The sequence below is a fragment of the Sphingobium sp. WCS2017Hpa-17 genome, assembly GCF_031843765.1.
Taxonomy (GTDB): domain Bacteria; phylum Pseudomonadota; class Alphaproteobacteria; order Sphingomonadales; family Sphingomonadaceae; genus Sphingobium.
The window spans coordinates 1-24,405 of the sequence record NZ_JAVTIV010000018.1; the positions used below are offsets into that span (position 1 = coordinate 1).

The 24,405-nt window shown below is 60.1% G+C and carries 28 protein-coding genes and 1 pseudogene; 11 read left to right on the forward strand and 18 right to left on the reverse strand.

What is annotated here, in order from left to right:
* Positions 1–112 (forward strand): annotated as a pseudogene (locus RQH62_RS19135) (IS630 family transposase); the annotation flags it as partial.
* Here the strand turns inward: RQH62_RS19135 and RQH62_RS19140 are convergent.
* On the reverse strand, positions 84–302 hold the full coding sequence (locus RQH62_RS19140) for a transposase (protein ID WP_311270257.1): 219 nt from the start codon (positions 300–302) through the stop codon (positions 84–86). The pseudogene RQH62_RS19135 and the gene RQH62_RS19140 sit on opposite strands and share 29 nt — an antisense overlap.
* A gap of 863 nt (positions 303–1,165) precedes the next feature.
* On the opposite strand from RQH62_RS19140, the gene RQH62_RS19145 reads away from it, so the two are divergent.
* From RQH62_RS19145 to RQH62_RS19155, 3 genes are all read left to right on the forward strand, one after another.
* Entirely contained in the window at positions 1,166–1,771 is a 606-nt protein-coding gene (locus RQH62_RS19145; protein WP_311270258.1) for a recombinase family protein, read from the forward strand.
* A gap of 163 nt (positions 1,772–1,934) precedes the next feature.
* Positions 1,935–2,414, forward strand: coding sequence for a MucR family transcriptional regulator (locus tag RQH62_RS19150; RefSeq protein ID WP_311270259.1), 480 nt, complete (start codon positions 1,935–1,937; stop codon positions 2,412–2,414).
* A gap of 336 nt (positions 2,415–2,750) precedes the next feature.
* Entirely contained in the window at positions 2,751–2,927 is a 177-nt protein-coding gene (locus RQH62_RS19155; protein WP_311270260.1) for a hypothetical protein, read from the forward strand.
* A gap of 291 nt (positions 2,928–3,218) precedes the next feature.
* On the opposite strand, the gene RQH62_RS19160 is transcribed toward RQH62_RS19155, so the two are convergent.
* Positions 3,219–3,608: a response regulator gene (locus RQH62_RS19160; RefSeq protein WP_311270261.1), complete on the reverse strand. Its 390-nt coding sequence runs from the start codon at positions 3,606–3,608 to the stop codon at positions 3,219–3,221.
* A 189-nt stretch (positions 3,609–3,797) separates the two neighbouring features.
* On the opposite strand from RQH62_RS19160, the gene RQH62_RS19165 reads away from it, so the two are divergent.
* Entirely contained in the window at positions 3,798–3,968 is a 171-nt protein-coding gene (locus RQH62_RS19165; RefSeq protein WP_311270262.1) for a hypothetical protein, read from the forward strand.
* 690 nt (positions 3,969–4,658) lie between these two features.
* Here RQH62_RS19165 and RQH62_RS19170 read toward each other — a convergent pair.
* Positions 4,659–5,003 carry a hypothetical protein gene (locus RQH62_RS19170; protein WP_311270263.1) on the reverse strand — a complete coding sequence of 115 codons (345 nt, stop codon included), beginning with the start codon at positions 5,001–5,003 and terminating at the stop codon, positions 4,659–4,661.
* A 413-nt stretch (positions 5,004–5,416) separates the two neighbouring features.
* Between RQH62_RS19170 and RQH62_RS19175 the strand changes: the two genes are divergently transcribed.
* The 4 genes from RQH62_RS19175 to RQH62_RS19190 are packed head-to-tail and all read left to right on the forward strand — an operon-like array spanning position 5,417 to position 7,005.
* Entirely contained in the window at positions 5,417–5,809 is a 393-nt protein-coding gene (locus RQH62_RS19175) for a hypothetical protein (protein ID WP_311270264.1), read from the forward strand.
* A gap of 7 nt (positions 5,810–5,816) precedes the next feature.
* On the forward strand, positions 5,817–6,329 hold the full coding sequence (locus RQH62_RS19180; RefSeq protein ID WP_311270265.1) for a hypothetical protein: 513 nt from the start codon (positions 5,817–5,819) through the stop codon (positions 6,327–6,329).
* A 14-nt stretch (positions 6,330–6,343) separates the two neighbouring features.
* Positions 6,344–6,688, forward strand: coding sequence for a hypothetical protein (locus RQH62_RS19185; RefSeq protein ID WP_311270266.1), 345 nt, complete (start codon positions 6,344–6,346; stop codon positions 6,686–6,688).
* On the forward strand, positions 6,685–7,005 hold the full coding sequence (locus RQH62_RS19190; protein WP_311270267.1) for a hypothetical protein: 321 nt from the start codon (positions 6,685–6,687) through the stop codon (positions 7,003–7,005). Before RQH62_RS19185 ends, RQH62_RS19190 begins: the two co-directional genes overlap by 4 nt.
* A 38-nt stretch (positions 7,006–7,043) precedes the next feature.
* Here RQH62_RS19190 and RQH62_RS19195 read toward each other — a convergent pair whose 3' ends face one another.
* The gene (locus RQH62_RS19195) at positions 7,044–8,372 is read right to left on the reverse strand and encodes a hypothetical protein (RefSeq protein WP_311270268.1); all 1,329 of its coding nucleotides are present in this window, start codon (positions 8,370–8,372) and stop codon (positions 7,044–7,046) included.
* 724 nt (positions 8,373–9,096) lie between these two features.
* On the opposite strand from RQH62_RS19195, the gene RQH62_RS19200 reads away from it, so the two are divergent.
* Entirely contained in the window at positions 9,097–9,456 is a 360-nt protein-coding gene (locus RQH62_RS19200; protein ID WP_311270269.1) for a hypothetical protein, read from the forward strand.
* Positions 9,457–9,735: 279 nt separating this feature from the next.
* Here the strand turns inward: RQH62_RS19200 and RQH62_RS19205 are convergent, their stop codons facing one another.
* The 14 genes from RQH62_RS19205 to RQH62_RS19270 all read right to left on the reverse strand — a co-directional run bounded on the left by RQH62_RS19205 (position 9,736) and on the right by RQH62_RS19270 (position 23,564).
* Positions 9,736–11,415 carry a site-specific integrase gene (locus RQH62_RS19205; RefSeq protein WP_311270270.1) on the reverse strand — a complete coding sequence of 560 codons (1,680 nt, stop codon included), beginning with the start codon at positions 11,413–11,415 and terminating at the stop codon, positions 9,736–9,738.
* Positions 11,416–11,623: 208 nt separating this feature from the next.
* The gene (locus RQH62_RS19210) at positions 11,624–12,364 is read right to left on the reverse strand and encodes an A24 family peptidase (protein ID WP_311270271.1); all 741 of its coding nucleotides are present in this window, start codon (positions 12,362–12,364) and stop codon (positions 11,624–11,626) included.
* Positions 12,361–13,083 (reverse strand): type II secretion system protein N, encoded by a 723-nt coding sequence (gspN, locus tag RQH62_RS19215; RefSeq protein WP_311270272.1) that lies wholly within the window; start codon positions 13,081–13,083, stop codon positions 12,361–12,363. Before gspN ends, RQH62_RS19210 begins: the two co-directional genes overlap by 4 nt.
* Positions 13,080–13,568 (reverse strand): type II secretion system protein M, encoded by a 489-nt coding sequence (locus RQH62_RS19220; RefSeq protein WP_311270273.1) that lies wholly within the window; start codon positions 13,566–13,568, stop codon positions 13,080–13,082. Before RQH62_RS19220 ends, gspN begins: the two co-directional genes overlap by 4 nt.
* The gene (gene gspL, locus RQH62_RS19225) at positions 13,565–14,683 is read right to left on the reverse strand and encodes a type II secretion system protein GspL (RefSeq protein ID WP_311270274.1); all 1,119 of its coding nucleotides are present in this window, start codon (positions 14,681–14,683) and stop codon (positions 13,565–13,567) included. Before gspL ends, RQH62_RS19220 begins: the two co-directional genes overlap by 4 nt.
* A complete protein-coding gene (gene gspK / locus RQH62_RS19230; RefSeq protein ID WP_311270275.1) occupies positions 14,680–15,669 on the reverse strand; it encodes a type II secretion system minor pseudopilin GspK in 990 nt (329 codons plus the stop codon). The genes gspL and gspK overlap by 4 nt, the downstream gene beginning before the upstream one ends.
* The gene (gene gspJ, locus RQH62_RS19235) at positions 15,662–16,378 is read right to left on the reverse strand and encodes a type II secretion system minor pseudopilin GspJ (protein ID WP_311270276.1); all 717 of its coding nucleotides are present in this window, start codon (positions 16,376–16,378) and stop codon (positions 15,662–15,664) included. Before gspJ ends, gspK begins: the two co-directional genes overlap by 8 nt.
* The gene (gene gspI, locus RQH62_RS19240; RefSeq protein ID WP_311270277.1) at positions 16,375–16,740 is read right to left on the reverse strand and encodes a type II secretion system minor pseudopilin GspI; all 366 of its coding nucleotides are present in this window, start codon (positions 16,738–16,740) and stop codon (positions 16,375–16,377) included. The genes gspJ and gspI overlap by 4 nt, the downstream gene beginning before the upstream one ends.
* A 61-nt stretch (positions 16,741–16,801) precedes the next feature.
* Positions 16,802–17,266 carry a GspH/FimT family pseudopilin gene (locus RQH62_RS19245; protein WP_311270278.1) on the reverse strand — a complete coding sequence of 155 codons (465 nt, stop codon included), beginning with the start codon at positions 17,264–17,266 and terminating at the stop codon, positions 16,802–16,804.
* The gene (gene gspG / locus RQH62_RS19250) at positions 17,238–17,726 is read right to left on the reverse strand and encodes a type II secretion system major pseudopilin GspG (protein WP_311270279.1); all 489 of its coding nucleotides are present in this window, start codon (positions 17,724–17,726) and stop codon (positions 17,238–17,240) included. The genes RQH62_RS19245 and gspG overlap by 29 nt, the downstream gene beginning before the upstream one ends.
* A 10-nt stretch (positions 17,727–17,736) precedes the next feature.
* Positions 17,737–18,954, reverse strand: coding sequence for a type II secretion system inner membrane protein GspF (gene gspF, locus RQH62_RS19255; protein ID WP_311270280.1), 1,218 nt, complete (start codon positions 18,952–18,954; stop codon positions 17,737–17,739).
* Positions 18,947–20,491: a type II secretion system ATPase GspE gene (gene gspE, locus RQH62_RS19260; protein ID WP_311270281.1), complete on the reverse strand. Its 1,545-nt coding sequence runs from the start codon at positions 20,489–20,491 to the stop codon at positions 18,947–18,949. Before gspE ends, gspF begins: the two co-directional genes overlap by 8 nt.
* The gene (gene gspD / locus RQH62_RS19265; protein ID WP_311270282.1) at positions 20,488–22,710 is read right to left on the reverse strand and encodes a type II secretion system secretin GspD; all 2,223 of its coding nucleotides are present in this window, start codon (positions 22,708–22,710) and stop codon (positions 20,488–20,490) included. The genes gspE and gspD overlap by 4 nt, the downstream gene beginning before the upstream one ends.
* The gene (locus RQH62_RS19270; RefSeq protein ID WP_311270283.1) at positions 22,707–23,564 is read right to left on the reverse strand and encodes a type II secretion system protein N; all 858 of its coding nucleotides are present in this window, start codon (positions 23,562–23,564) and stop codon (positions 22,707–22,709) included. The genes gspD and RQH62_RS19270 overlap by 4 nt, the downstream gene beginning before the upstream one ends.
* 185 nt (positions 23,565–23,749) lie before the next feature.
* Between RQH62_RS19270 and RQH62_RS19275 the strand changes: the two genes are divergently transcribed.
* Positions 23,750–24,403, forward strand: coding sequence for a 2OG-Fe(II) oxygenase (locus RQH62_RS19275; protein ID WP_311270284.1), 654 nt, complete (start codon positions 23,750–23,752; stop codon positions 24,401–24,403).
* The last annotated feature ends 2 nt before the right edge of the window (positions 24,404–24,405 follow it).

Consider the following 24,405-nt stretch of genomic DNA (forward strand, 5'->3'; position numbering starts at 1 on the left):
GGAAGAAAGAACCGTCAGCGGACTGTGGGGCCTGATCGGCAAACTCGTCGATATCTTCCAGCCAATGGAATGTGCCAACTACTTCAGTTCGTGCGGGTATGATCTGGAATGATCGAAAAACGCTCTAATACAAACGGATTACTCCTATCGTAGGCATTGGGTGAAGGCCGCAGATCAGCACGGCGGGCAATCTCCGCCACATTCGCACCGGGCGCCGAAACTGCCGCGACCAACTCGCGCTTCTGCTGATCGGTCCATACGCCCCGCCGCTCCGGCCCCGAAATTACTGTGATCTGGCTCATCGCACCATCCTTAGTATCGGTGCAAACACCGGCGCTTGCACCGGTGCCATCTCGAAATATCAGCCCATCACCGCAAGGCGGCCCTCACCGTAGCGATACCTCCTATCGCGGGAGGCGCAGCGTGAGGCCAGAGTTGGGGCCGGGTGGTAGGCCAAGCGCTGGCTCGACTCCTTGGGTGCTTCGAAGGTCATTCAGTATATCACCGGGATTGACCATCTGACCAATCTTTGCCTGAGAGGCTGCGCGAGGTTCGGCGACCTGCTTCGCCCTATAAACTTCAAGCAACGCAATGTCCTCAGCCATCGCTCGGCGGCACAAACCGCGAGCGAAATATCTATTAAACTCGCCTTCTCCTAATGTTTCATGAGCGGTGTAAGGAACTGCCACAGTGCTAAAGCCACCCTTGGGCTTTCTTCTCTCAACGTGCGACTTAAGATAATTGTTTTGTCGAAGCGTTGTTGCAAGAGTATCATCGTTCCCTTGGTTCGCAGCAGCCTTAAGAATGTCTATCCAGCATTCTACACCGCGATCGTTCAGGTAATTGCTTACGTATACACTTCCTCTTTCAACATCGAAATCAATTTTTCGATCATGAACCGTCGTGTTGCCTCATCGAGGTTTTCATAAGCTAAGCCCATGCTCAACTCCTAATGCCCAATTCCAACTGATGCCTCAGACCAGCATGGATCATTTCGGCACCGTGACAAATTAGCGCGATCAAGGTTGAAGGCACCACACAAAGGTTGTTAGATTCGTTCGCTATCTCGGACGCTGACAATATCGAAATCGTTCCTATTCGTTACACGCGACAAAGGTGTAACGTATAATAGCCCTTGCAGCACTTCCGATGCGATGTTATTAAGATGCACGTATTAGATACAGGAAGTGATGAGATGAGCCGTACCTTTGCCTACTGCCGGGTTTCGACCAGCGATCAGACTACCGACAATCAGGTGCAGGAGATAGTATCGGCGGGCTTTAACGTCGAACCGAAGCGCGTCGTTACAGAGACGGTATCGGGATCGGTCGCTGCTATGGAGCGCAAGGGCTTCGCTAAGCTGGTGGATCGACTGGAAGCAGGCGACATACTGATAGTGACCAAGCTGGACCGTCTAGGTAGAAATGCGATGGACCTACGCGCTACGGTCGAACGGCTGGCCGATGAAGGTGTCCGCGTACATTGCCTTGCCCTTGGAGGCGTGGATCTCACCAGTGCAGCAGGGAAGATGACCATGGCTGTCATTGCCGCTGTAGCTGAGTTTGAACGCGACCTGTTGATAGAGCGGACACAGGCAGGGCTTAGCAGGGCCAAGGCGGCAGGTAAGGTTCTAGGGCGCCCGCAAGCCCTAACAGATGACCAGCAGCGGCTTATTAAAGAGAAGCGGGCGCAAGGCGTATCGCTAGGGGCATTGGCAAAAGAATATGCTGTAAGTCGTGCGGCGATTCAAAGGGTAGAGAAGCGGGTATGATGATCGGGTAAGAATATATGGTAGGTCGAAGTCTTAGAAAATCGGCCTACTAACCATGCCAGACCATTCACAGTTTTATGCCTGAATATAATGATCCTCACAGGGGGATGATTTAAGATCAGATGCCGCTATAAGTGCGATACCAATCATATAAGGATCGCAGATGGACGCCCCTGATAACAACAATGCCAATGAACTGCTGGTTACGCTGACCGCCGATATCGTCGCCGCCCATGTTTCTAATAACAGCGTCGGGGTCAATGACGTCGCCACCCTGATCGCTAACGTCCACAGCGCCCTGACTGGTCTTTCCGCACCTGCTGCGGCTCCTGTAGAGAAGCAAGAGCCTGCTGTGTCGGTTCGGTCGTCGGTGAAGCCGGATTTTATCATCTGCCTTGAAGACGGTAAAAAGCTTAAGATGCTCAAGCGCCATCTGATGACGCATTATCAGATGACCCCTGATGAATATCGGGCAAAATGGGGCTTGGCCGCTGATTACCCTATGACTGCCCCTAGCTATGCGCAGCAGCGCAAGGAACTGGCGGTTAAGAGTGGCCTTGGTCGTAAGCCAGGACAAGGCAGAAAGGCTGCTGCTGCAAAGGCACCGGCAAAGAAAGCTTCTGCGAAGCCGGCTGTAGATTAACAATTAAGAAATTGCCCCGGCAACGGGGGTATGCTGCCGGGGCTTATCGAAGGGTCAAATCGAACAACCTTCGGGGGGGGGTAGGTTGTCCGACATGCTGTTGAACCATGTTTCGCAATGGCAGTTCCAAGAAAATGATCGTTACCGGCTTTATAACCGTAAAAAGACGTTGCGATGGCGGAACCAAGCATCTCTTCGAACGTCTGGCTTGAAGTCCCTTTATGAGATTTCCTTACCCCGCCCGGATACGGCGGGGTAATTTTTTACGAGTTGAACTTGTCTTTCGCTAAACGTGGAGCAAAAATGAGCTTCCCTTTGGCTGTAAGGAGGTTTGCTATGCACGATCACCTTAAGGCTGCTGCGATTGCTGCTGCCATGTCAGATGACGAGTTGCATGAAGCCTATAGGCGGATTGATAGCAGTGTAGAACTGCCTAGCGAAGAGCAGGCAGTTTTGGACGAATTGCAAAGGAGAGGCTTGATTGCAAATGAAACGGCAAAAACAACAGTATGACCGTGACCGGTCCAGCGTCTTTCTAAAGATCGAAGCCTTTGCTCTTGCACTGCTTATGATAGGTGCGGCAGCGAGCGGCATTTACGGGATGCTGTGACCGCATCTATCATATGTACGGCCCGCGCATAAAGAAAGCCCCGCCATTCGGGTCGGAACGGCAGGGCAAGTTTTCTTCAATCGCGGGAACGGCATATGCCATCCAGATCGCTCTACGATTTAGCAGCGCACTGGTTCCATGATTGAAGCCTGCGGCCACTGTATGCTTCTAAACCCGCTGCTTAAGGCCAAGCCTCATACCCGCGCCATATCGTAGATCGAGCGAATCTGTTTCGATAGGCTGACGGGATCGAAGGGCTTAGCGATATAACCATGAAGCCCAGAGCGCTTGTACGCCGCTACTTCGGCATCACGAACAGAGGCCGTAATGAGCGCGCCGATGATATTATCCATGCCCGGCAGCAGGCGGACCCGTTCGAAGAACTCGATGCCGCTCATGTAGGGCAGGCGGAGATTTACCAGAGCGAAATCAAATATGAGTCCGTCCGTCTCTATGGCACCCAGTGCTTCAACGCCGCTGCCGTAGGTTGTCATGATTATATCTGGATCAAGTTCAACCGCCTTACGAACGATCAGCCTTATATCCGCTTCATCCTCAACGAAGAGTAGCTTGATCGTCGCCATGGCAGTGCAGTCCTCCATGATTAACCTAATCATGCGTTAAGGTAATACACCTGTAATTTGTTCCGCTTTTCCGACCCGCATTGCCTGCAGGAGGCACTTTACCCGCTCCCATGCGTATAACCCATTTTAATGCCTTGCATTAAGATCGGGGATACTAGTCGGCATTCTGCGGTAGCCGAAAGGAAGCATATGGCGAAACCACCAGAATATGGTGAGTACCTGCGCAAGGCAGCGGAAGCCCAACATGCCGCCGAGAATGCAGAGCGGGCGGGTGATGATCCATCCCTGATCGCTGAACTCCTTCAACGGGCCGCATATTATCGGGAGTTGGCGCAGACGAAGGGCAAGGCGCGTTCATAGGGCCGTCTATTAACCACCCAAAGCCAGCCTTTACCATCCGGCATCTCCCAAATGGATCATGTCGTCACCTAGGACGTTGATGTTGCATTCATAGGAGCAAAGATGCCAATGCCGCACCATATTGAAAAGACGCCTAAAACTGCCACCCGGTCGCTGGGGATATATATGATCGTGGCCTTTGTCCTCGCGATGGCACTGGCGGCAGCGTGGGTGGTGATGCACGGATAGAATGCTGATGCCGCGCCTCTGTAACGCTCATCGCGGTCCCGATAGGACTAAGTGAGCCTTCGGAGGCCAGAGCAAAAAAATTAACCCCCGCCCATTTCTGAGCAGGGGTCAGGAATGAATGTCTCTGGTAAGAAGAGCCATTCGGGTCGCGCCGTCTCCCTACGCGAATAGGTCGCAGCCCCATAACCGTATTAGCGCTACAAGAATGACATTTGCTGTTAGATTTGAAGCAGGCGAGCGCGAATAAGGTCAGCAATCAGTCGCGACCGCCACCTGCATTAAGACTATCGCTCAATAAATGCCGTTTAAAGGCCCGTAGAGGCATCATACAGCGCAAAAACATAAATCCAGGTCAATGACTGCCATATTAATATAACGGCTCTGTACGAGCTTTAAATCGCCTATATCCAGATAAGAACTTTGTAGACATCCGCTCTAACAGCGGATTACTACCATCTCTCCTTAGTTTAATCTACCTTCTATTTCTATCCCGGCGAACAGGGGCATTGGTTCCGGGTCGGACGGTTCAACTACATTTGCATCGTAGGGCGAGACTGCCGCCCACTCTATCCCTCGCCAGTCAATAAACGCTGCCCCCTGTTCAAACCGGACGAACCCAGCGCCATCGCGGGCTATATCGAATTGGCAGCGCATGGCCCGATCTAGCGTGCCGACCAGCAGGGTGCCTTCGCTGGTCCCTATCATGAACCGTTCGTCGTAATCGAAGGGGACGCGCAGTACCGTTTCGACGTCTCCTGATACCCGGATGCGACAAGACTCCGGGATTGCTTCGATCTTTATGCCCATGTCGTTCGCGCCCTTTCCTACAAGCACAGTGAGAACATATAGCGAACATATAAACGGAGCATCGGGAGAGTCGCAATGGAGAATATCGATAGCGCCACCCTAATGGGCATAGCCGCGATCTTGAACGCAGTAGCGGCGATCATCGGGGCCGTTCGGGGTTGGAGGCGGTAGAACGCTGATAAACTGAGACATAGACTCCCGGCCGTGCATCGCATACGAGCAGAACTGCCTTTTCGACTTTGATCGGAAGAGAAGGCCCGCAATCGGCGGCGAACACAGGCTCTCGGCCAATACGGTCGGGCGGCCTGCGGAATATAATACCTTCGGGAAATACGCGGGAGGCGTGTTCCTGTGTTCGCGTCGATCAACCGTCCCGGCTGGCGGGGTGGTGCGGAGGGGCACAGGATGAACACATGCGTTCGAGCTTTGTTGTAGCCGCTGCATTGACGATGGCTTGTTCCGGTCATGCACTGGCTAGACCGATGACGCTTGCAGAGCAGCGAGCAGTAGAGGCCGCTGTTAAGCAGAGGCTAAAAGACCCGGAATCTGCCCGGTTTCGGCACCCTAAGATCAATGTTCCCGCAGATGAGGCAGGGGTCTTCTACTGCGGGTTCGTCAATTCCAAAAACAGTTATGGCGGGTACGCTGGGGATGCTGAGTTCGCTGTAGGGTTCGCGACTGAGATTAAGAACGGCAAGCCGGACACGTTGGCGAATGTCATCGAAATTGGTGATGCTGACCCTGCCAGTGAGGACTCGCAGGTGATGAGGAAGCTCTGCGCGCAATTCCCTAACCTGCATTCGTGAGGTCAGGATGAAAACTATCATACTTGCGGCAGGGGCGACGATCCTTCCGTTAGGGCTGTCCGCCTGCTCTAGCCCAGCCCCACAGCCAAAGCAGGAAGATGCCCGACCGTCCGAAGCGGACCTTGCGAAGGCCGATGCTGATCTAGGCGTCAAGGCGGTAAAGGCGGAACCTGTAGCACCTATCGACGCCAAGACCGGCATATCGGTGTGCAGGGCTGGCATCGCGGAACTATTCGGTCATTCCCCAAAGATCATGAAGGCCGTGCCACAAGGCGGCGGTATCGTTCGTATCTCCTACAAGCGCCCGGACGACGGCAAGCTGTTCAAGAACGACTGCCAGCTACAGGGCGACCGTATCATGTGGCGCGGGGTCGATATCAGCCCCGGTTCCGGCCCCGGTCGCTGGCGGACTCATCCTGACGACGAGATTCTAACGTTCAAGGTCAAGGGTAAGTCGGTCGAACTGACCACAACCTATTCGGACGGCTCTAGCGCCGCCGAAACGCAACCCTTGCTATGACCGGAGTTGCAATCATGACAACCGCAATATGGATAATGGCAGGTGTGGCCCTATCTTCTCCCGCTGCCGCCCAAGTCACTTTCATGGATAAGCAGAAGGTCTTCGCAGACTGCATGACCACACGGTTTCCGCGTGTCGCTCCAACCTTTCAGGAGGCGATGGCAGAACGCGACGTTTGCAACCGCGTGGTGGATGAAAGGTTTGCAGGGATGCTCGAAGCCCCGAGAACACCGGCCCCTGTCGCGTCTGGTAGGCACGATTATGAAATTGAAGCCTTCCTGTTGCAGGAGCGGCTAAACCGGGAGTTGGAGGCTGTAGACCGCGAATACCGGCTGCGTCGTTCGGGGCTTCTGCCATGATCCGCCTGCCCGTGCTTGCTTTCACCATGGCAAGCGTTGCACTGACAGCGCCCGCCATAGCAGCCCCGACCATCAACGTCCCGGCAGATGGAAAGAAGCATAAGATCGCCTACAATGGGGAATCCTACAAGGTCCGCATTACCGGTAACAAGATATCCGTTTACCACATACCTACTATGATGGGCCGCAAGCGTGGTGCAATTATCCGAGATTGGAACAGGGAAGTAGCCCGCGCTGCAACGGGCTGCGACCTTCGTGATGAGTTTGTCGATCCGGGTAGTCTTACCTTGGAGGCTGATCTGGTGTGCCCTGAATGATTGAAGGGTAGACTAGCCGTCGCTTTGCAGGGCGATTGTTAGTCTTTCACCTTCAACATGGGCAGGCATCCGGTATGCTCTTGGAAGCAAGACGATAGAACTTCCCTTGCTATTTCAATGTCTTTTGTCGGCACAATGATGCTATCGTGGACCGGAAGAGCCGGAACGTCATAATCATAAGCTAGGATTTCGATAGTATCGAGAATAATAGAGCTTTCGATGTATTGTAGGCTATCCCAGCGATACGGGCTGCTATCCCAATCTGCTAACAGAGGAATGGCTTCAAAGACTGCTGCCTTAACCTCTTCGATGGGGTATTGGTTGAGGTCGATCTTCTTCTTTTTCCATAATGCCACCTTGGTCTTATCGGCCCAATCGCCATTTGTGGTCTTCCGGCCCATCAGCATGGCCGCATATGCTTTGGCCACATCACGCGGGAAGCGCGTGAGGCTGTACGGGTCAACGGCCGGGTCTATCGGCTGGCCCATCAGTGCGCAGAACATACGAGTATGGCATGAGGTAATATCAAGCTCAGAGGTGGACCAGCCATTGATCTTGATATCTGCCCTGCTCTTCTCCGACATGCTCTGATAGCCGCCGCCTTCGGAGCAGATGCGTCCGCCCTTGTCGAAATAGAAGTCATTGGCGTCACCGTTGGCGAATGCCCTATAGAACGCATGGTGGTTATCGGGCGTGATGACCTGTTTCGACCAATAGAGGTTCAGTCTGTTTATCCTTCCGGCTTCAAGCAGGAGTCCAGGATGATGTGGATCGACCTTGATATAGACCTTTGGGGTCTTCTTATCGCCTTTCCATGTCCGCGCTCTTGCCACCCTAACCGGGTTCCATATCGCAGCCGGACGAGAATGCTTTGCAAAGTGCATCGATCTGTTAGCCGGTGTAATGCCATAGCCTAGGGCAAATTCTAGCAGCTTGGGCGTAGGCTGAATCGTCGTCACCTTTCCTACCCCATCATTGGCAACCCGCCACCATATCCCGGTATCGACGGCGATGTAGCCCGCCCTCTCCATCTTGGCCCTGATGCCATTGAAGGCTTTATAGCCCACAGGTAGGTGGGAAAAGCTGTTAGGCGACATATATCGTCCACAAGGCTTTGACGGGCTGTAGGAATGGCCTTTCAATAGGTCGCGAGCCATAGCAGCCAATGCAGCACATGCCTTCTCGGTTGGCTTTCGCTTATTCCCAACGCTCTGATAAAGGTCCAAGGCTAAGGCTTGGGTCATGGCTTCCGCCTGTTCAGAAGAGCAATGCCAGTTGAGCTTCATATGGTAGAAGCCAACCTCTTCCTCTTCTAATTCAACTTCTATATCTAATGCTTCTTGTTCAATCTGTGTATTAATCAACATAACCTATATCTATATCTTATAACTAAAAAGGGAGGGGAAAGGAGGGGCATTAGAGTAACCTTTTTGATTACATATAAATGGGCATTGGTATGCCCGCCCTAACCATGCTTGAAATGAGAAGGGTATCTACTCATTCATCAAGTGAGGAAGATGCGATGAGCATGGGGGCGCTACAGAGACGCACAGAGGCTTTGCCGGTTGATCGGGAGCCTGATCCTCATCGGAGGGGAAGTTGTCGTTACAGGGGATCGGAGGAGGCTCGACCTCATCCATAAAGGGAAACTGTAGCTGTAGATTTTTCATGCTTAATCCTCATTTCTGAATGAATGAGGAAGCCCTAATAGGCACGAATCGCAGCTATGCAACAGCCAGTAGGTCAGCTATTAAAGATCATACTAGCCATCGATCTTAGACAGGTTGTAGACTGACCTTGATGGGTATCGAAGTTTTCATTAAATCTGAGATTATTTATTCAAGTTAAGCCAAGTTTGGCGTATATTTAGGAGTAGCGTTGATATCCGGGTTAAGTTGGACACGATGGTCGTCAAGTGTATTGCTAATTTAACACACGCCGATGATAGCAGGCCCGTAATCGCTGGCTTAAGATATCCGATAGGTCGGTTGGAACGGCTGGTGAATCAGCAATCCAGCTATCAAATCCCAAAGCTCACCCGGCTATGAACAATCGGTAGGCTGGTCGGTTAGGGTGGCAGGAGAGAATGCCATGGATGCCACCTACACAGTAACGCCGGATAAGAGCCGGAACCTTGCCCGCGTTAAGATGGCGGGCTTCTTCGATCAGAAGGAGGTTCAGGAGTTCGCCGCCACATACAGGCAGGTTCTAGCCCATCTAAAGGCGCCCGGTCATCTGACGCTGGTAGATATCGTCGGCATGAAAATTCAGGCACAGGATATCGTAGGGAGCTTTGCGGCCCTCCTTGCCTCCCCCGATGTTCGGTCAAAGAAGCTGGCTTTCGTTTGCAGTTCGTCGCTGTCCCGGTTGCAGGCGCAGCGGTTGACGGATCGGCAAGGGGTAGAGTTCTTTGACCGGGTAGATGATGCGGAGGCTTGGCTGTTCGATTGATGGTGGTTCGGGGGGTGGAATGAGCAGGTGCGCCCGATTTACAGCGCACCGCTCATTGCCTTTATGGGGTAGGTATCGCCGATATACATGTCGGGGCGGTAAAACCGATGAAGGCTATGAGATATCCTCGATTTAAGGGTTTGGGATGTCGGTCGGGATGCCGTTGTGGACATGCACCAATACAATGGCCGTTATTTTGGCCGCAGAGGGGTCGTGAAGCACGATTCAGGAATTTAGCTTGCTTAACAGCCGAACGCGCAAAACCCTCTCAAATGCCCCCTATGACGCTGGAATCAGATGGCTAAAATCGACACCCTCGAATTGAGCGCGCTCTATGATTTCCGACAACCGCGACACAGTGCCTTGACGCAACTTTCCATAGCCCGAAGTGATTGTCTTCTGGCTGTGTCCGAGGACCACTCCAATATCCAGATCGAAGTAGCCCGCCATTCGCAACTGATCTGCTAAACCATGGCGAAATGAGTGCGAGCCAAATCCGTCCCCAGCAGCCTTCAACCCGATACGTTCCAGATACACCCGCCAGAACCGCGACGCTTTACCGGCCTGCCCTCGCTCATTCTTCGATAATTCAGGAAACAGGCGATGGTCGCCATCGGATGCCGCACGATCCCTTTGCATCTGCACGTAGTTCACAAACCCGATGGCCTTTAGCGTCGAGTGGATCGGCGCAACCCGGTTTTTACCCGACTTGGTGGCCTGCCCCTTTGTAGGTTCGTTCTTAATATCTATGACGTCAATGCCAGTCTCTTCGCGAACGTCTTCCAGCCTCAGTTGAGCAATCTCACCAAGTCGAGCGCCGGTGAACAGGCAAACCAAAGGTAGCCAGAAACGCCAGTCTCTGGACCGCACATTGCCTGCTTTGAACTCTTTTCCATCGCACAAAAAGCCCGTAAAAAGGGGCGACCGCAGAATGAAATTGAGTTGGTCGATGGTAAACGGAGGGCGAGCGTTCTTTTGTTTATCGACCTGATAGAACAGTCCGACTACGGGGTTCTCTTCGACATACCCTTCGCGCTTGGCCCACGAAAACAGCGCAGAAACAGCAGACAGCTTTTTGTTAACAGTCACCGGATCGAGCGTCTTGATGCCCTTTTCTTTGGCAATTGCTGCGATCTGCCGCAGAGGCATCCCGTTAAACTCATTTCGCTTTCTGTAGCTGATAGGGAGAGAAGTTTGCAGGTTCCGCCATTCCCGAACGTCTGATGGCTGGATCGACCGCAGGCTGCGATCAACACCAACGAACAGCGCAAATTCGTTAACGATCTTGCCGTCTTGATCCAGACTGTCAGCGCGCTTTTTCCCTTCTGCTATGCGCTGCGCCTGATAGATTTCATATAGCTGGGCAATCCGTTCGCCATCACGCGCACGTTCGCTTTTCCTTCTAATAGCCGCTTGAACCGGCGCAGATGGGACGAATGTATGTTCGGCATCGTTGATGGTTGCTACAGCCTTTGCGAACGTGTCAGTCCCTGCCCGCGCCAACTGATGCACGAACTCATCGAATTGCGGACTGTCGTGCGGCAAATCCCATCCGCGCATTTCGACCTGACGAACCGCACGGCTACGCCAGTACGAATAATCTTCGCCTTTCAACCGCCGAACGGCATCGACATGCCGACGCTCAAATTCGGATCGCAGGGCTTGATAGCTGGCCTCCCCAAGGCGAGCCTTTACCTTGATGAGTTGCCCGACACGTTCGCCTGCGCGTTCGTAACCGACAATAAGGGCCGCCTCTTCCAGTTCCACGTCTGTTGGACGGATCAGCAACCTTGAAGCCTTTTCGGCTTTGTCTGATAGCAGCGCAGCCTCTACCCTAGCCTTCCATGCCATCAAAATCGGCAGCGCAGTTTCCTCCGCGCGCCGTCGATCAGAGACACCCAAAGACTTGGTGAATTCGCGCTTGCCTATGACAGGACGAGCAGCAGCGGGGACCATCATCCGAAGCTGCCAGTGTTGGGATCGAGGACGTTTGCGAAGGTAGTGATTCAGCATGAATATTTGTTCCGGTGGCGAAATAATGTAGCACTCGCACGTAGCACTGCCACACCCGGAACCCGATGAAAACGCCCAGTCCATTGGCTTCTAGGCGTCAACCTACCTCGGTTAGTAGCCGACTTAGCCCTCCTGTCTCCCCGACCACTCAGCTTCAGAACAAGCGTAGGGCGATGATCCATGCGGGCAGCGCGGCCAGCGCCAGGAAGGTGCCCAGCGGCACGCGCGCGGTACGCTGCCTTGCGCCGCCGGTGACAAGCATCCCCATAAGACCCAGCAGCGATGCGATCAGCAGGATGAAGGGCAGCGTCTGCCAGCCGAACCAGGCGCCGAGCGCGCCGAGCAGCTTTGCGTCGCCCAGTCCCAGCCCCTCTCGGCCGCGCAGCGCCTTGTAGCCGAGCGCGATAACCAGCAACGCGCCATAACCGATCACAGCGCCAACGATCCGGTCGGACATGCTGACATCCGTTGCCCACATCCCCGCCGTGAACCCCAGGAAGGCGAGCGGCAGAGTCAGTGCATCGGGCAACCAGAAATGGCGCCAGTCCAAGATCGCCAGCGTCAGCAGCAGCCAGCCGAGCAAGGCCCAGGCCAGACCACCCAGATTTGGCAGACCGCCGATCGCCAGCGCGCCGATAATGGCGCAGGCAGCCTCCACCCGACCATGCAGCGGGTCGATTCGGGCGCCACAACTGCGGCAACTGCCGAGCTGGAGCATGGCGCTGAGCAGGGGAATGAGATCGCACGCGCCCAACGTCCGGCCACACCCATCGCAGGCCGAACGCCCCCGCATGACGCTGCGCCCCTCGGGCCAGCGCAGGATGATGGTGCTGAGGAAACTACCCGCAATCGCGCCGGCCAGCGCACCGATGAGCGCCGCGAGCGGCTGGATCACAAGCGCCCTTCCACCTTCAGCAATTGCGCTCCGCCGACATTGGCGAAGCCCACTTGCCCCAGCGTCGCAGAGAGTGCCGGATCAGCGGTTTCGACCCGCATCTCGGCCGTATAGCGACCCGACCGCCAGATACGCAGGCTGATCTTTTCCATGCCCGACTGGCTGACGAGCGGCAGCAGCAACGCGTCACCATCGCAGGCGACCACGCCCGACAAGCCCTGGCTGAGGTTCAGACCCGGCATCTGGCCGGACATCCGCGCGCGCACCCGTCCTTCGGCATGGCCGCAACGATCGCCGCTATAATAAGCGCTGACGTCGTCCAACATCAGGCTGCCGACCGGCAAGGGCGCAAAGGTGCGGCCGAGCGGCACCACGCCAGTCACATCGTCCACGCCGATCCGCCCGAACCCGACGGTCAGTGCGCCGCCGATATCATCGGCCAGCCCCTTCCTGCGGGCGATATCGAAACGGGCCCGGCCCATGAGCAGCGACACGGGCGAAAGGCCCGCGCGTACGCTGCCCAGCGGCATATCGCCCAGCATCAACTGGTCGATCCGCCCGCTCCACACGCTGCCGCGCACCTCGCGGGCAGCCACGCCCAGCCGCTCCAGTCCGGCAAGGCCGAGAGCCACGCGCATCGGCAGGAACAGCAACAGGCCAAGCAGCAATGCCGATATCAGTATGATCCGCATCCGCCGCGACAGGGAAAGTCCCATCATTGCGCGCCTCCCCGGACCAGCAAGGCCTGGACCGACACGCTCCCCGCCGTCGCGGATGGCCGCGCGCTCATTATATCGACCCGCACCCCCTGCGCCTCCAGCGTGGCCAGCCAGGAGAAGAGCGCGACCGGCCGGACCGAGGCGATGGCGATCTCCATCCGGTCATTGCCCTGCGCTTGCGCCCGTTCTAGCGTCAGCCCCGCCTCACCCGCGCTTTGGCCGACAAACTGGTCGACCGGCGTGGTCGGACCGGTGGCGGCGGCATCGCGCGGCAATGTCTTCAACTGCTTCACTGCGGCGCGGACGGCGGCATTGCGATCCGTTGCGGCCAGCAGGGTTTCACGCGCCGAGCGCTGCGCCCGGTCGAGCGGCATCGCCACGCCGAACCACAGGATCACCCCGCCCAGCAGCGCGAACATCACGCCCAGCATCCATTGTTCGCGGGTCGATCGTTCCGACCAGTAAGTCGCTATCCGTTCCATCATGACCGCACCGTGATATCCGCCAGCGTCCGCCCGCCCGGCTCCTGAGAGGGCGTGGCCGTGATCGTGAAGCCGGCCGCCTGCAACGCCAGCAGCACGACATTGATGTCTTCCGCCCTGGCTGCCGCCAGCGTGGCCCGCACCATGCCGTCAGGATCGCGCGATAGGCCCGTCAGCGCCACGCCCGGCGCATCCTGCATCGCACTCAGCAGGCCTGCGACCGGCGCGGTAAAGGCACGGCCGCCCGCGCCCCGTGCTGCCAGCCTGCCTTCCATCTCGGTAAGCGCCTGTATGGCATCGGTTGCACCCGGCAGCACCTGCTGTGCGCGGGCCAGACTGTCATCGTCCAGTCGGCTGGCTTCCATATGCTGCTTCGCGACACCGACCAGCGACAGGATCAGGCTGAGCAGCAATATCAGCCCGCTCCACAGGGCGATCCGGCCCAGCGCACGACCATCGATCGACCGCCGCACGCGCTTGGCAAAATCGCCCTGACGCAGGTCGAGCGGCGGATTGTCGAGCGCCACGATCGCCCGTCCCTCGATCAGGCCGGCCGTGACGTCCGCAATCGGCGCATCCGCCACCAGTTCCGGCAGCGCCATGTCGGCGGTCAGCGCCATATCATTGCCGCGCAGCACCGCCTCGCCGCCAATCAGGCCACGGGTGAAACCATGCCCCGGCTCGGGCAACAACAGCGGGGCCGGCACGATGCTATCGGGGTCCAGCCCATGATGCTGGGCCCAGAGCAGCCAATGCTGCATGTCGGCGCGGCTCGCCACCGCCATGATATGCGGCCGCGCCGGGTCTTCATTGGCATCGGCGACGGCAAACAACTGGTCGGCCGGTAACAGCCCGCCTGCCAGCGCTGCCAGTCGCGCCGCTGCCCGACCCTGTCGCACGGGCAGATCGGGATGAACCATCCAGTGCAGCGTCACCAGCGCGGCCGGCGGCACCAGCATCACCCGCGCCTGATCCGGCAGCGCGGCAAGGCCACAGGCGGCCAGCCAGTTGGCGCCCTCGCCCGATTGGGTCAGCGCACCATCCATGACCCGCATCCAGCGCGGGGGCGCCTCTGCCGCCTCAGGCAGACAGACGATCAACGCGTCGCGACTGTTCATGACCCCGCGCCCCAGCTGCGCCGCACCAGCCGCGCCGGGCTTTCCCGCGCGTCGATCAGCGCCCGCTCCACCACCTGCGTTCCCCCGACATTCACCGAAACGTCCACTCCGAAAAATCCAGTCGTCAATTTCACCTGTTCCTGCACCTCGGTCATCGGCGACAAGCCGGCGAGTGAAGGCATGGCCCAGAATTGCACCGTGCTGCCGTAGCCATCCGCAGGCCGCTGCGCCAGCAATTGCCGCGCCTGTGCGACACTCAATTGCCCCGGCAGCAGCATCGCGAACAAAGGCGCCTGATCGGGCAGCAGCGTATTGATGTTGATCGGCGACAGCGTCGTGACCGGCAGCGCACAAATCCACGGTTTCGCCAGATCATAGATGGCCGGGCTGATACCGCTGACCGCCCGCAATTCGCTGGCGTCCACCATCATGCGGTTGGGCGCACGATAGGGCCGCTCCATCGCCGCATAGGTTTCATCCTCCGCGCCGCCGGGCTGCGGCACGCTGTCGGTGTCGATCCAATCGGCGAGGCTCGCGGCGGCGACCTGCGCCTGCCGCGCGTCGACGCCCAGCGCCTCCAGCAAGCCCTGAAACTGCTGCACGCCGATCGGCCTGACCTTCAGGCTTGTCTCATTCTCGCCGCTGACGACGCTGTTGAGGTTGAAGCAATTGCCACCATCCGTGACCCGTGCCGTCGCTACGCCGCCGGGGACGGGCAGGCTTTGCGGCGTGCCCATCCATCCGCCCGCCAGCGTGATCCGCGCCGGGTTGGATGCGGTCAGGTCGGCGATACGCAGCCGCGCCATCGCCATGCCCGCGTCGGCATAGGCCCGCCCCTGATCGACCGCCCCGCCATTGCCGGTCATCCGCGTGGCCAGCGCCAGCCGCTCCAGCGCGGTTGCGGCCACCACCGCCATCACCGCCACCAGCAGCAATACGGTCAGCAAGGCGGCGCCCCGCTCGCTATCTTTACGAGGGTCAGGCACCGGATGTCTCCTCTCCCGCCATCAGCTTCTCCGGTGGGCCGGGCGCGACCAGAAAGCGCAGCATGACCGGCGGTTCGCCCGTGCGCGTGACCATCATCTCGACCGCGCGGGGCATCAGATCCGGCTGGCTCGGCGTCCATGCCTCCTGCCATTTGCCCTGTGCATCGCGAAAGCGCAGCACGACCGTTTCGACATTATCGAGCAGAGCGGCAGGATCGTCGCCGGCCGCACCGTCCAGTTGGGCATAGGTGCGCCGCTCCAGCCGGCCCTGCCGCACCCAATATTCGACCTTTTGAAGGGAGGGGCGCGGCAGATCGCCCAGATTGTCCCACCCGCCCCGCACGAACTGCATCACCGGCTGCGCTTCGCCATCATCATGCGCCCAGAAGGCCGGCGCGTTGGTGCCCGCTTCGGTCCGGGTGATGCGCGGCACCGCCTGCCCCAGATCGGCCGCCAGCGCACCGCCGGCCCGCTGCACCGCCGCCATATCGTCCAGCCGCGCCTTGACCTGCGCCTGCGCCGACACGCTATTGCCCAGCAGCAGCACACCCGCGCTGGCCAGCATCGCGAAGATCATCAGCGCCACCAGCAATTCGATCAGCGTGAAGCCCTGTTGGGCGGAACGCTCTGGGAATGTGAAGCCCTGTTGGGCGGAACGCTCTGGGAACGTGAAGCCCTGTTCACCTGCATGTTTGGAGCGCGCCATCATTCGACCACCCGCACGAAGCTGAGCGCGACCGGCGATGCGCCCGGCTGGCCATCGACGGTCAGGTCGACCTGCAACAGCCTCTGGTCGTCGGTCGGCTTGACGGTGCGGCTCCAGTGCCAGCGGCGCCCGCCATTGTCGACTTCGCCATCCTCATCGCCGATCGACGGGGGAACAGGATCGCTCTGGACATCGACCATCAGGTTGCGCGCGACGATCTGCCCCAGAGCCTTGCTGTCGAGATCAGCGGCGGTGCGCAAGGTCACCCCCTGCAACCGCACCAGCGCCAGCGCGGCAAGGCTGAACACCGCCAGCGCGACCAGCATTTCGAGCAGCGTGAAGCCCTGTTCGGATCGTTTCAACATGATATCCGTTCGCCCTGAGCCTGTCGAAGGGCGCGCGGAGAAGGGGCGAGATGCGCCTATTTTACCCACCGACCATGACCTTCCCCGCCATGTCGACGGTCACGGACACGCGCTCGCCTTCGCGGGCCAGCGTCACGGTCAGCGGATCGGTCGGCAGGCCGGTGCCATCAAAAGCAATCTGCTGGCGGCCATCCTTGCCCACCAGCGCGCGGGTGCCACCCTTCCAGTTGGCGGTCACGAAGGGCTTGTCCTCCAGCGGCGCCCACTGGCCACCCTCGCGGCGCTGGAAACCATAGCCGGAGGCCGACACCCACAGGCCCATGGGGCGTGCGGTGACGACCGCTTCGTCGCGCGCGGCGGCGACGCGCGCGGCGAAGCGGTCGGCATCCTCGATCACGCGGCCGCGCGGATCGGGGATGGCGAGCACGACGGCAGCCGAAATGAAGCCGATGATCGTCAGCACGACCATCAGCTCCAAGAGGGTGAAGCCAGTCTCGTTAGAGTTCGCTTGAATAGATATCCGCATTTTCGCTCTCGCCGCCCGGCTGGCCGTCCGCGCCCAGCGAACTGATGTCGAACGCGCCCTTGCGGCCCGGCACGGTGTAAAGATAGGCGCGACCCCACGGATCGTCGGGCAGCTTTTTGATATAGCCGCCACGGCGATAGCGCTGCGGTTGCGCCAGCGAGGCAGGCGGATTGAGCAGCGCCTGAAGCCCGTCCGATCTGGCGGGATAGGTCAAATTGTCGAGCCGATACTGCTCCAACGCCTGTTCGATCGTCGCGATATCGGCTTTCGCCTTCTCGATCCGCGCCGTGTCGGTCGCGGGGATGACGTTGATCGCCACGATCGTCGCCAACAGGCCGATGATGACGATCACGACCATCAGTTCGACAAGCGTGAAGCCGTCTTCGGCGGAACGCCTCAAGGACGTGAAGCCGTCTTCGCCTTCAATCGCTGCTGTGCGAACATTCTTCCATTTAAACATATTCACTCCTTCAAGCCCCGGTGAGGCTTTGCAGCTGCAAAATCGGCAGCAGGATGGACAGGATGATGACGGCGACGATGCCGCCCATCAGTATGATGATGACCGGCTCCAACATCGCCAGCGCGGCCGAAGTGAAGCTGTCGAATTCGCGTTCCAGATAGTCGGCGGCGCGCTCCAGCATGGTGTCGAGCCGCCCGGCGCTCTCGCCGCTCGCCGCCAGGTAGACGAGCAGGGGCGGAAACACGCCGGCCCGGCGCAGCGCGGCCGACAGGCTACCGCCGCCCCGGATCGCCTCGACAATCTCGTCCGACGCCTTGCGCAGCACCCGGTTGTGAACCGTGTTCGCGGTGAGCGACAAGCCCTCCATCAGCGGCAGGCGGCTGGCGATCATGGTCGACAGGGTGCGCGCCATTCGCGCCGCGTGCAGATCGCGGATCAGGCGGCCCAACAAGGGCAGGCCGAGCAGCGTCGCGTCGAACCGATAGCGGAAGCGATCCACCTTCATCGCCCGCCAGAAACCCACGCCGCCCAGCGCCATCAGGATCAGTAGCAGCCACCAATAAGCAGCCAGGAAGGCGGACACGCCCATCACCATCCGCGTCAGCAGCGGCAATTCCTGCCCCACCGTGTCGAATTGCTCCACCACCTTGGGCACGACGAAGATCATCAGCGCCGCGACCACGAACACGGCGAAACTCGCCAGCACGGATGGATAGGCGATGGCGGTCAGCACCTTGGAGCGCATCACCGCCTGCCGCTCCATCAGGTCGGACAGCCGTTCCATGATGGTAGGCAGGCTGCCGGAACTTTCGCCGGCGGAAATCATCGCGCGATAGAGCGGCGGGAAGCTTTTCGGCTCCGCGCCCAGCGCATCGGCCAGCCGCCGCCCTTCCAGCACGCCGCCATGCACCTTGCCCACGATGGCGCGGACATGATCCTGCTCGCTCTGCTTGCCGATGGTGCGCAGCGACTCCTCCAGCGGACTGACCTGGATCAGCGTCGACAACTGGCGGGTGAAGAGCGTCAATTCCTTGGCCGACAGGCGCGGCGTGCGCAGCGACAGGCCCGCCCGTTTGCGCGCCGTTTCGACCGCGCCCGGCTCGATCCGCACGATGAACAGCTTGCGCGCATCCAGTTTGGCGCGCGCATCCTCGATCGTGGCGGCCTTCATGCTGCCGCTGCGTTCACGTCCAGCCGGATCGATGACGCTATAATCGAAATCAGCCATCGGCGATGGTTTCCGCTTCGACCGCGTCGCGGCGCGACACGCGGATGGCTTCCTCCGCCGTGGTCTGCCCATCGCGCACCAGCGCCCGCGCGGCGGACCCCAGGTTCGGCGCATTCAGGAAGGCGTGACGCGCGATCAGCGATTCGTCGCCGCCGTCGTTGATGAGGCGGCGGATGGTATCGTCCACCCGGATTGCCTCGAACACGCCGATCCGGCCCTTATAGCCGGTGCCGTTGCACTCGTCGCAACCGCGCGCCCGATAGATGATCGTGCCCGGATCGAAACCCAGCAGCGCACTGGCCGACTTGTCCGCCTGTACCGGCTCACGGCAGCTCTGGCAGAGGCGTCGAACGAGGCGCTGGGCGATCACCGCCCGCAGCGTAGAGGCGAGCAGGAACGGCTCGACCCGCATGTCGCGCATACGGGTGATTGCCCCCACGGCATCGTTGGTGTGGACCGTCGACAGGACGAGGTGCCCGGTCAGCGACGCCTGCACCGCAATTTCCGCCGTCTCGCGATCGCGGATTTCGCCGACCATGACGACGTCGGGATCCTGCCGCAGGATCGCGCGCAGGCCAGCGGCAAAGGTCAGCCCGACCTTGGCATTGACCTGCGTCTGGCCGACGCCCTCCATCGCATATTCGACCGGATCTTCGACCGTCAGGATATTGCGCGACCCGTCGTTCAACTGGCGCAGACCGGCATAGAGGGTCGTGGTCTTGCCCGAACCGGTCGGCCCGGTGACCAGGATGATGCCGTTGGGTTCGCCCAGCCCTTCGCGGAAGATGCGATCGGGCGTCCCCGTCATGCCCAGCAGGTCGAGCGTGATGCCGGCATTCTCCTTGTCCAGGATGCGCAGCACCACCCGCTCGCCCGCCCGGCTCGGCAGGGTGGACACACGCACGTCGAGCAGCTTGCCACCCAGCGTCAGGCCGATGCGCCCGTCCTGCGGCACGCGCCGTTCGGCAATGTCCAGGCGCGCCATCACCTTGATGCGGCTGACCACCACGGGCGCGACATGCGGCGGCATGCGCAGCGTTTCGCGCAAAACGCCATCCACGCGCATGCGCACGATCAGGCCGGTTTCATAGGGTTCGATATGGATATCGGACACGCCCTGCCGCGCCGCTTCGGCGATGATGCCGTTGATCAGGCGGATCGCCGGCGCATCGTCCGCGCTGTCGAGCAGATCGTCGGCGGTCGGAATATCGGCCGCGAGGATGTCCAGTTCGTCCGCGCCGACCTCCAGCGATCCCGCCATGGCCGCCGCGCTGCCCTCCATCGCATAATGATTGGACAGATGCCGGTCGAACTCGCCCGGCGCGACGAAGATGACGTCGAAGCTGCGCGCCAGATGCCGCCGCACTTCCAGCAGGATGCGCGGATCGCTGCCCTCGCGCACGGCAATGGTCAGCCGGTCGCCCTCAACCGGCAGCATGACCACGCCATGTTTGCGGGCGAAGACATAGGGAATGTCGATCGGCCGCGATGGCAGCGGGATTGCGGGGATATCCGTATCCTGCGGCTGGTCGCTCACTTCTGCTCTCCGCTTGCGGGAATTTCAACCGGTCGCACCACGCCGCTCGACTGACGGACGCTCGGCTCGATCACCTGTGCCGGCACGGCGCTCGCCTCCGGCTGGACCACCGCGTCATTGGGTTGGACCGCGACCGGCGGCTGCGCGCCCATATAGTCGCGCACCAGTTCGTCGATGGTCGGCTCCATGTCGGGATTGCGCTGCAACTGCATGCCGCGCACATAGCCGTAGCGCTGCTGCGTCAGACGCTGCGCATCTTCCTTGGTCCGCAGGATGGTCGGGCGGATGAAGACCATCAAATTGGTCTTGGACCGGCTGCGGCTGCGCGACTTGAACAATTCGCCCAGCCCCGGAATGTCGGACAGCAAGGGGATGCGCTCGATCGTCTTGCGCTCATTATCGTCCAGCAGGCCGCCCAGCGCGAGGATTTCGCCATCGTCCACGGTAACGGTCGTCTCGATCTCCCGCTTGTTGATGATGAGGTCGCTGCTGGAGTTGCTGACCGGCCCGGCCACGCTCGACACTTCCTGCTTCAGGAACAGCTTGATCGCGCCGCCGGTATTGATCTGCGGCTTCACCTCCAGCTTGATGCCGACATCCTGCCGCTGGACGGTGCGGAACTGATTGTCGAAATTCTGACTCAGGGCTTCGCCGGTCGTGACGGGCACCTGCTGCCCGACCAGGATCGACGCCTTCTGATTGTCCAGCGTCATGACCGACGGCGTGGACAGCAGATTGCTCTCCGTGTCGGACTTTACCGCATTGATGATCGCGCCGAAGATACCGTTCTTGCCGATGCTACCGCCCAGGCCAGCGATCGCGCCGGTCGCGCTGGTCAGGCTGTTGAGCGCGGCCTGCTGCAATGTGCTGGCCAGATCGCTGTTGGTCTGCGTCTCGGTCGTCGTGGTCGTACCGTCGGCCGCGACGATCGTCGTCTTCGTCGTGCCCAACTGGTTCGCGCCATAGGCCCCGGCCAGTGTCAGCAGATTGGGCGAGGCGTTGCTGTAATTGGTCGCGGCAAAGCCGGTCGATGTGCTGCCCAGCAGGAATTGCACGCCCAGCTTCTTGGCCGCCGCGTCGCTGATCTCCACGATGATCGCTTCGACCAGCACCTGTTCGCGGCGCGTATCCACCTGACGGATGGTTTCCCCAAGCATGCGCTGCACATCGCTGTTGGCGGCGACGATGATGGCATTGGCGCCTTCATAGCGGGTGACGATCGCCGGGCCACGCGTGGATATCCCGCCACCGCTGGACGACGAAGAGGAGGACGCGGCCGCGACCGGTGCCGCCGCCTGAGACGCAGGCGCCGCGCCGCCGGCCGCCGGAGTGGAGGCCGTCACCGGCTGGCTGGTCGACTGGCCCACCAGTTGCTGCAACACCGGCAACAGCTTTTCGGCATCGGCATGTTCCAGCCAGTAGACGCGGATTTCCGTGCCGCTCGCTGCCTGCTGGTCCAGTTGGCGCGCCATCGCCACCAAACGGGCGACGGTATTGGCATCGCCCCGGATCGCGACCGCATTGCTGCTGTCGATCGGCACCACGGTCGCGGCCGAGGGCGCGGCATTTTCGCCGCCGCCACTGGCTACCAATGCCTGAAGCGAAGTCGCAATTTCGCGTGCGCCGGCATTTTTCAGCATCACCATCTGCGTCGCCGCCGTGTCGCGATCGATACGGGCGATCACCTGCCGGATGCGGGCAATATTGTCCGCATAATCGGCCACGACCACGCTGTTGCCGGCGCGGTTGGCGGTGACGGAGCCTTCCTTGCTCACCAGCGGGCGCAGCGTTTCGAGTGCGCTCGCGGCGTCGATCGAACGCAAGCGGAAGACTTCGGTGACGAAGCTGTTGCGGTTGGCCGCCCGGCCCACGCTGCTGGGCTGACCCGCCGCGCCATCGGCCGGCTGGATGCGATAGGCGCCACCCGGTGCTGGCACCGCGACCAGCCCGTTTGCGCGCAGGGTCGATAGCACGATCTCGAAATATTCGGATCGGCTGAGCGGCCGGTCGGTTACGACCGACACCTTCCCCTGCACCTTATTGTCGATGATGAAGGTGCGGCCGGTGACACGCGCCGCATCCTGAATGAAGGCGCGGATATCGGCATCGCGCACGTTCAGCGTCTGCTGCGCCATCAACGGCGCGGCGATCGGCGTGGCCAGGGCCAGAATGCAGACAATCGGGGCGGTGGCTGCGGAGAGGAGGAGTTTGCGGGTCATTGGCCTTGCACTATGATGTTGACCGATGCGACGGCGGCGCCGCGCTCTACGGTCAGGGAAAGGCGCGCACCGGGCGCGATCTGGTTCTGAAGGGTCTGGAGATCGCCGGCCGATCCGATCGGCTGGCCATTGACCTGCGTCACGATGTCGCCGGCCTTGAAACCGACGCCGGCGAAGCCCGGTCCCTTGGACAGGACAGCAAGGCCGGTGACCCGCCCATTCTGCATACGCGGGGCAAAGCCGATGTCGCGCTTCAGGCTGTCGACGGTGGGACCGGCGCCGGGCGGCGCGGGCGGCGGCGGCGCGGCACTCTGCCAGCCAGCGCCTGCTGCGGGAGCGGGTTCGGCTTCGGGCGCGGGCGTGGATTGATCAAGGAAAATCTGCTCCTCCGCCCCACCGCGGTCGATCGTCACATGGTCGAACGCGACTGCCTTGAGCACCACGCCCGGCATGACCTCGTCACCCACGGAAAAGCTGTTCTGCACCCCGTCCGGCGAAGCGATGATGGCAGAGCCCAGCCCCGACCCCTCGTTCAACCGCACACCATACAGAGTGAGCGCCAGCGACGTGACGACGCCGCTGCCGGCCTGCTGCGGGGCACCGGTGCGAAAGAAGGGATCGAAGCTGGCGAACAGCGCCTGCCGCGCGCTCGGTGACAGCAATTGGGCCTGTCGCCCTTCCCATGGTCCGAAGCTGCCGACGGGCGCCATCACAGCCCAGACCAGCCGCACCAGTTGCAGCGCCAGCACCACCAGCAGCGCCTTTTCCAGCAGCGCCAGCCAGTCGATCGCCGGAATGGAAAGCAACCGGTTCCGCCTGAAACCGCCTATCCTATCGCCAAATGGCACACGCATGATGGTGAAGCACGCCCCCGATTAGTCCCAGGGCGTCAGCTAGGCGGACGATCTTACTCCAGAATGACAGTTATATGACCGATATATGACATGGCGTAACAGGGCTGCCGCGCGACTTGCATTTTCAAGGATGGAAGATAGGCGTGGCGACGTCTTTCTCTAAACTTCGCCTTTTCGGATCGCCCATGACGGACCAGATCGACCTGCCCCCCACAGCTTCGGATGCCGATCCGGCATGGATCGCGGCCCATCCCCGCATCCAGCGTGTGCCGAGCAAGGAATTGACGCTGTTCATCCAGCGCGATTTCCTGAACGGACAGGAATGCGCCGCGCTGGTCGAGCGAATCGATGCGAAGCGCCGGCCGTCTACCATCGCCGACGCCAATGGCGACGGCTATTTCCGCACCAGTGAGACGTGCGACCTCGACCATGGCGATCCGTTCGTTGCGGCGATCAATGCCCGGCTGGATGCCTTCGCCGGCATCGCCATGCCCCACGGCGAACCGATTCAGGGGCAGCGCTATGATGTAGGGCAGGAATTCAAAGCGCATACCGACTATTTCGACCCCAAGGGTGCGGACTATCCACGCTATTGCTCGGTCGCGGGCAACCGCACCTGGACGCTGATGATCTATCTGAACGAACCGGCGGCCGGCGGGGCGACCCGCTTCACGAAAATCGGTAAGACCGTGCAGCCCGAGACGGGCAAGCTGCTGATATGGAACAACCGCCTGCCGTCGGGCGAACCCAACCCCGCCAGCATCCATCATGGCATGAAGGTGCGCGCCGGGGTGAAGCATGTCATCACCAAATGGTATCGCGAACGCCCCTGGGGCTGAGC

Coding starts and splice junctions, on each gene's coding strand:
- RQH62_RS19190 (WP_311270267.1), top strand. CDS start 6,685: ATGATCCGCCTGCCCGTGCTTGCTTTCACCATGGCAAGCGTTGCACTG.
- RQH62_RS19140 (WP_311270257.1), bottom strand. CDS start 302: ATGAGCCAGATCACAGTAATTTCGGGGCCGGAGCGGCGGGGCGTATGG.
- RQH62_RS19165 (WP_311270262.1), top strand. CDS start 3,798: ATGGCGAAACCACCAGAATATGGTGAGTACCTGCGCAAGGCAGCGGAA.
- RQH62_RS19220 (WP_311270273.1), bottom strand. CDS start 13,568: ATGATGGAACGGATAGCGACTTACTGGTCGGAACGATCGACCCGCGAA.
- RQH62_RS19205 (WP_311270270.1), bottom strand. CDS start 11,415: ATGATGGTCCCCGCTGCTGCTCGTCCTGTCATAGGCAAGCGCGAATTC.
- gspD (WP_311270282.1), bottom strand. CDS start 22,710: ATGACCCGCAAACTCCTCCTCTCCGCAGCCACCGCCCCGATTGTCTGC.
- RQH62_RS19170 (WP_311270263.1), bottom strand. CDS start 5,003: ATGGGCATAAAGATCGAAGCAATCCCGGAGTCTTGTCGCATCCGGGTA.
- gspF (WP_311270280.1), bottom strand. CDS start 18,954: ATGGCTGATTTCGATTATAGCGTCATCGATCCGGCTGGACGTGAACGC.
- RQH62_RS19200 (WP_311270269.1), top strand. CDS start 9,097: ATGGATGCCACCTACACAGTAACGCCGGATAAGAGCCGGAACCTTGCC.
- RQH62_RS19195 (WP_311270268.1), bottom strand. CDS start 8,372: ATGTTGATTAATACACAGATTGAACAAGAAGCATTAGATATAGAAGTT.
- gspI (WP_311270277.1), bottom strand. CDS start 16,740: ATGTTGAAACGATCCGAACAGGGCTTCACGCTGCTCGAAATGCTGGTC.
- gspJ (WP_311270276.1), bottom strand. CDS start 16,378: ATGATGGCGCGCTCCAAACATGCAGGTGAACAGGGCTTCACGTTCCCA.
- RQH62_RS19150 (WP_311270259.1), top strand. CDS start 1,935: ATGGACGCCCCTGATAACAACAATGCCAATGAACTGCTGGTTACGCTG.
- RQH62_RS19275 (WP_311270284.1), top strand. CDS start 23,750: ATGACGGACCAGATCGACCTGCCCCCCACAGCTTCGGATGCCGATCCG.
- RQH62_RS19245 (WP_311270278.1), bottom strand. CDS start 17,266: ATGCGGATATCTATTCAAGCGAACTCTAACGAGACTGGCTTCACCCTC.
- RQH62_RS19270 (WP_311270283.1), bottom strand. CDS start 23,564: ATGCGTGTGCCATTTGGCGATAGGATAGGCGGTTTCAGGCGGAACCGG.
- RQH62_RS19180 (WP_311270265.1), top strand. CDS start 5,817: ATGAAAACTATCATACTTGCGGCAGGGGCGACGATCCTTCCGTTAGGG.
- RQH62_RS19160 (WP_311270261.1), bottom strand. CDS start 3,608: ATGGCGACGATCAAGCTACTCTTCGTTGAGGATGAAGCGGATATAAGG.
- RQH62_RS19155 (WP_311270260.1), top strand. CDS start 2,751: ATGCACGATCACCTTAAGGCTGCTGCGATTGCTGCTGCCATGTCAGAT.
- RQH62_RS19175 (WP_311270264.1), top strand. CDS start 5,417: ATGCGTTCGAGCTTTGTTGTAGCCGCTGCATTGACGATGGCTTGTTCC.
- gspG (WP_311270279.1), bottom strand. CDS start 17,726: ATGTTTAAATGGAAGAATGTTCGCACAGCAGCGATTGAAGGCGAAGAC.
- RQH62_RS19185 (WP_311270266.1), top strand. CDS start 6,344: ATGACAACCGCAATATGGATAATGGCAGGTGTGGCCCTATCTTCTCCC.
- RQH62_RS19145 (WP_311270258.1), top strand. CDS start 1,166: ATGCACGTATTAGATACAGGAAGTGATGAGATGAGCCGTACCTTTGCC.
- gspN (WP_311270272.1), bottom strand. CDS start 13,083: ATGATGGGACTTTCCCTGTCGCGGCGGATGCGGATCATACTGATATCG.
- gspL (WP_311270274.1), bottom strand. CDS start 14,683: ATGAACAGTCGCGACGCGTTGATCGTCTGTCTGCCTGAGGCGGCAGAG.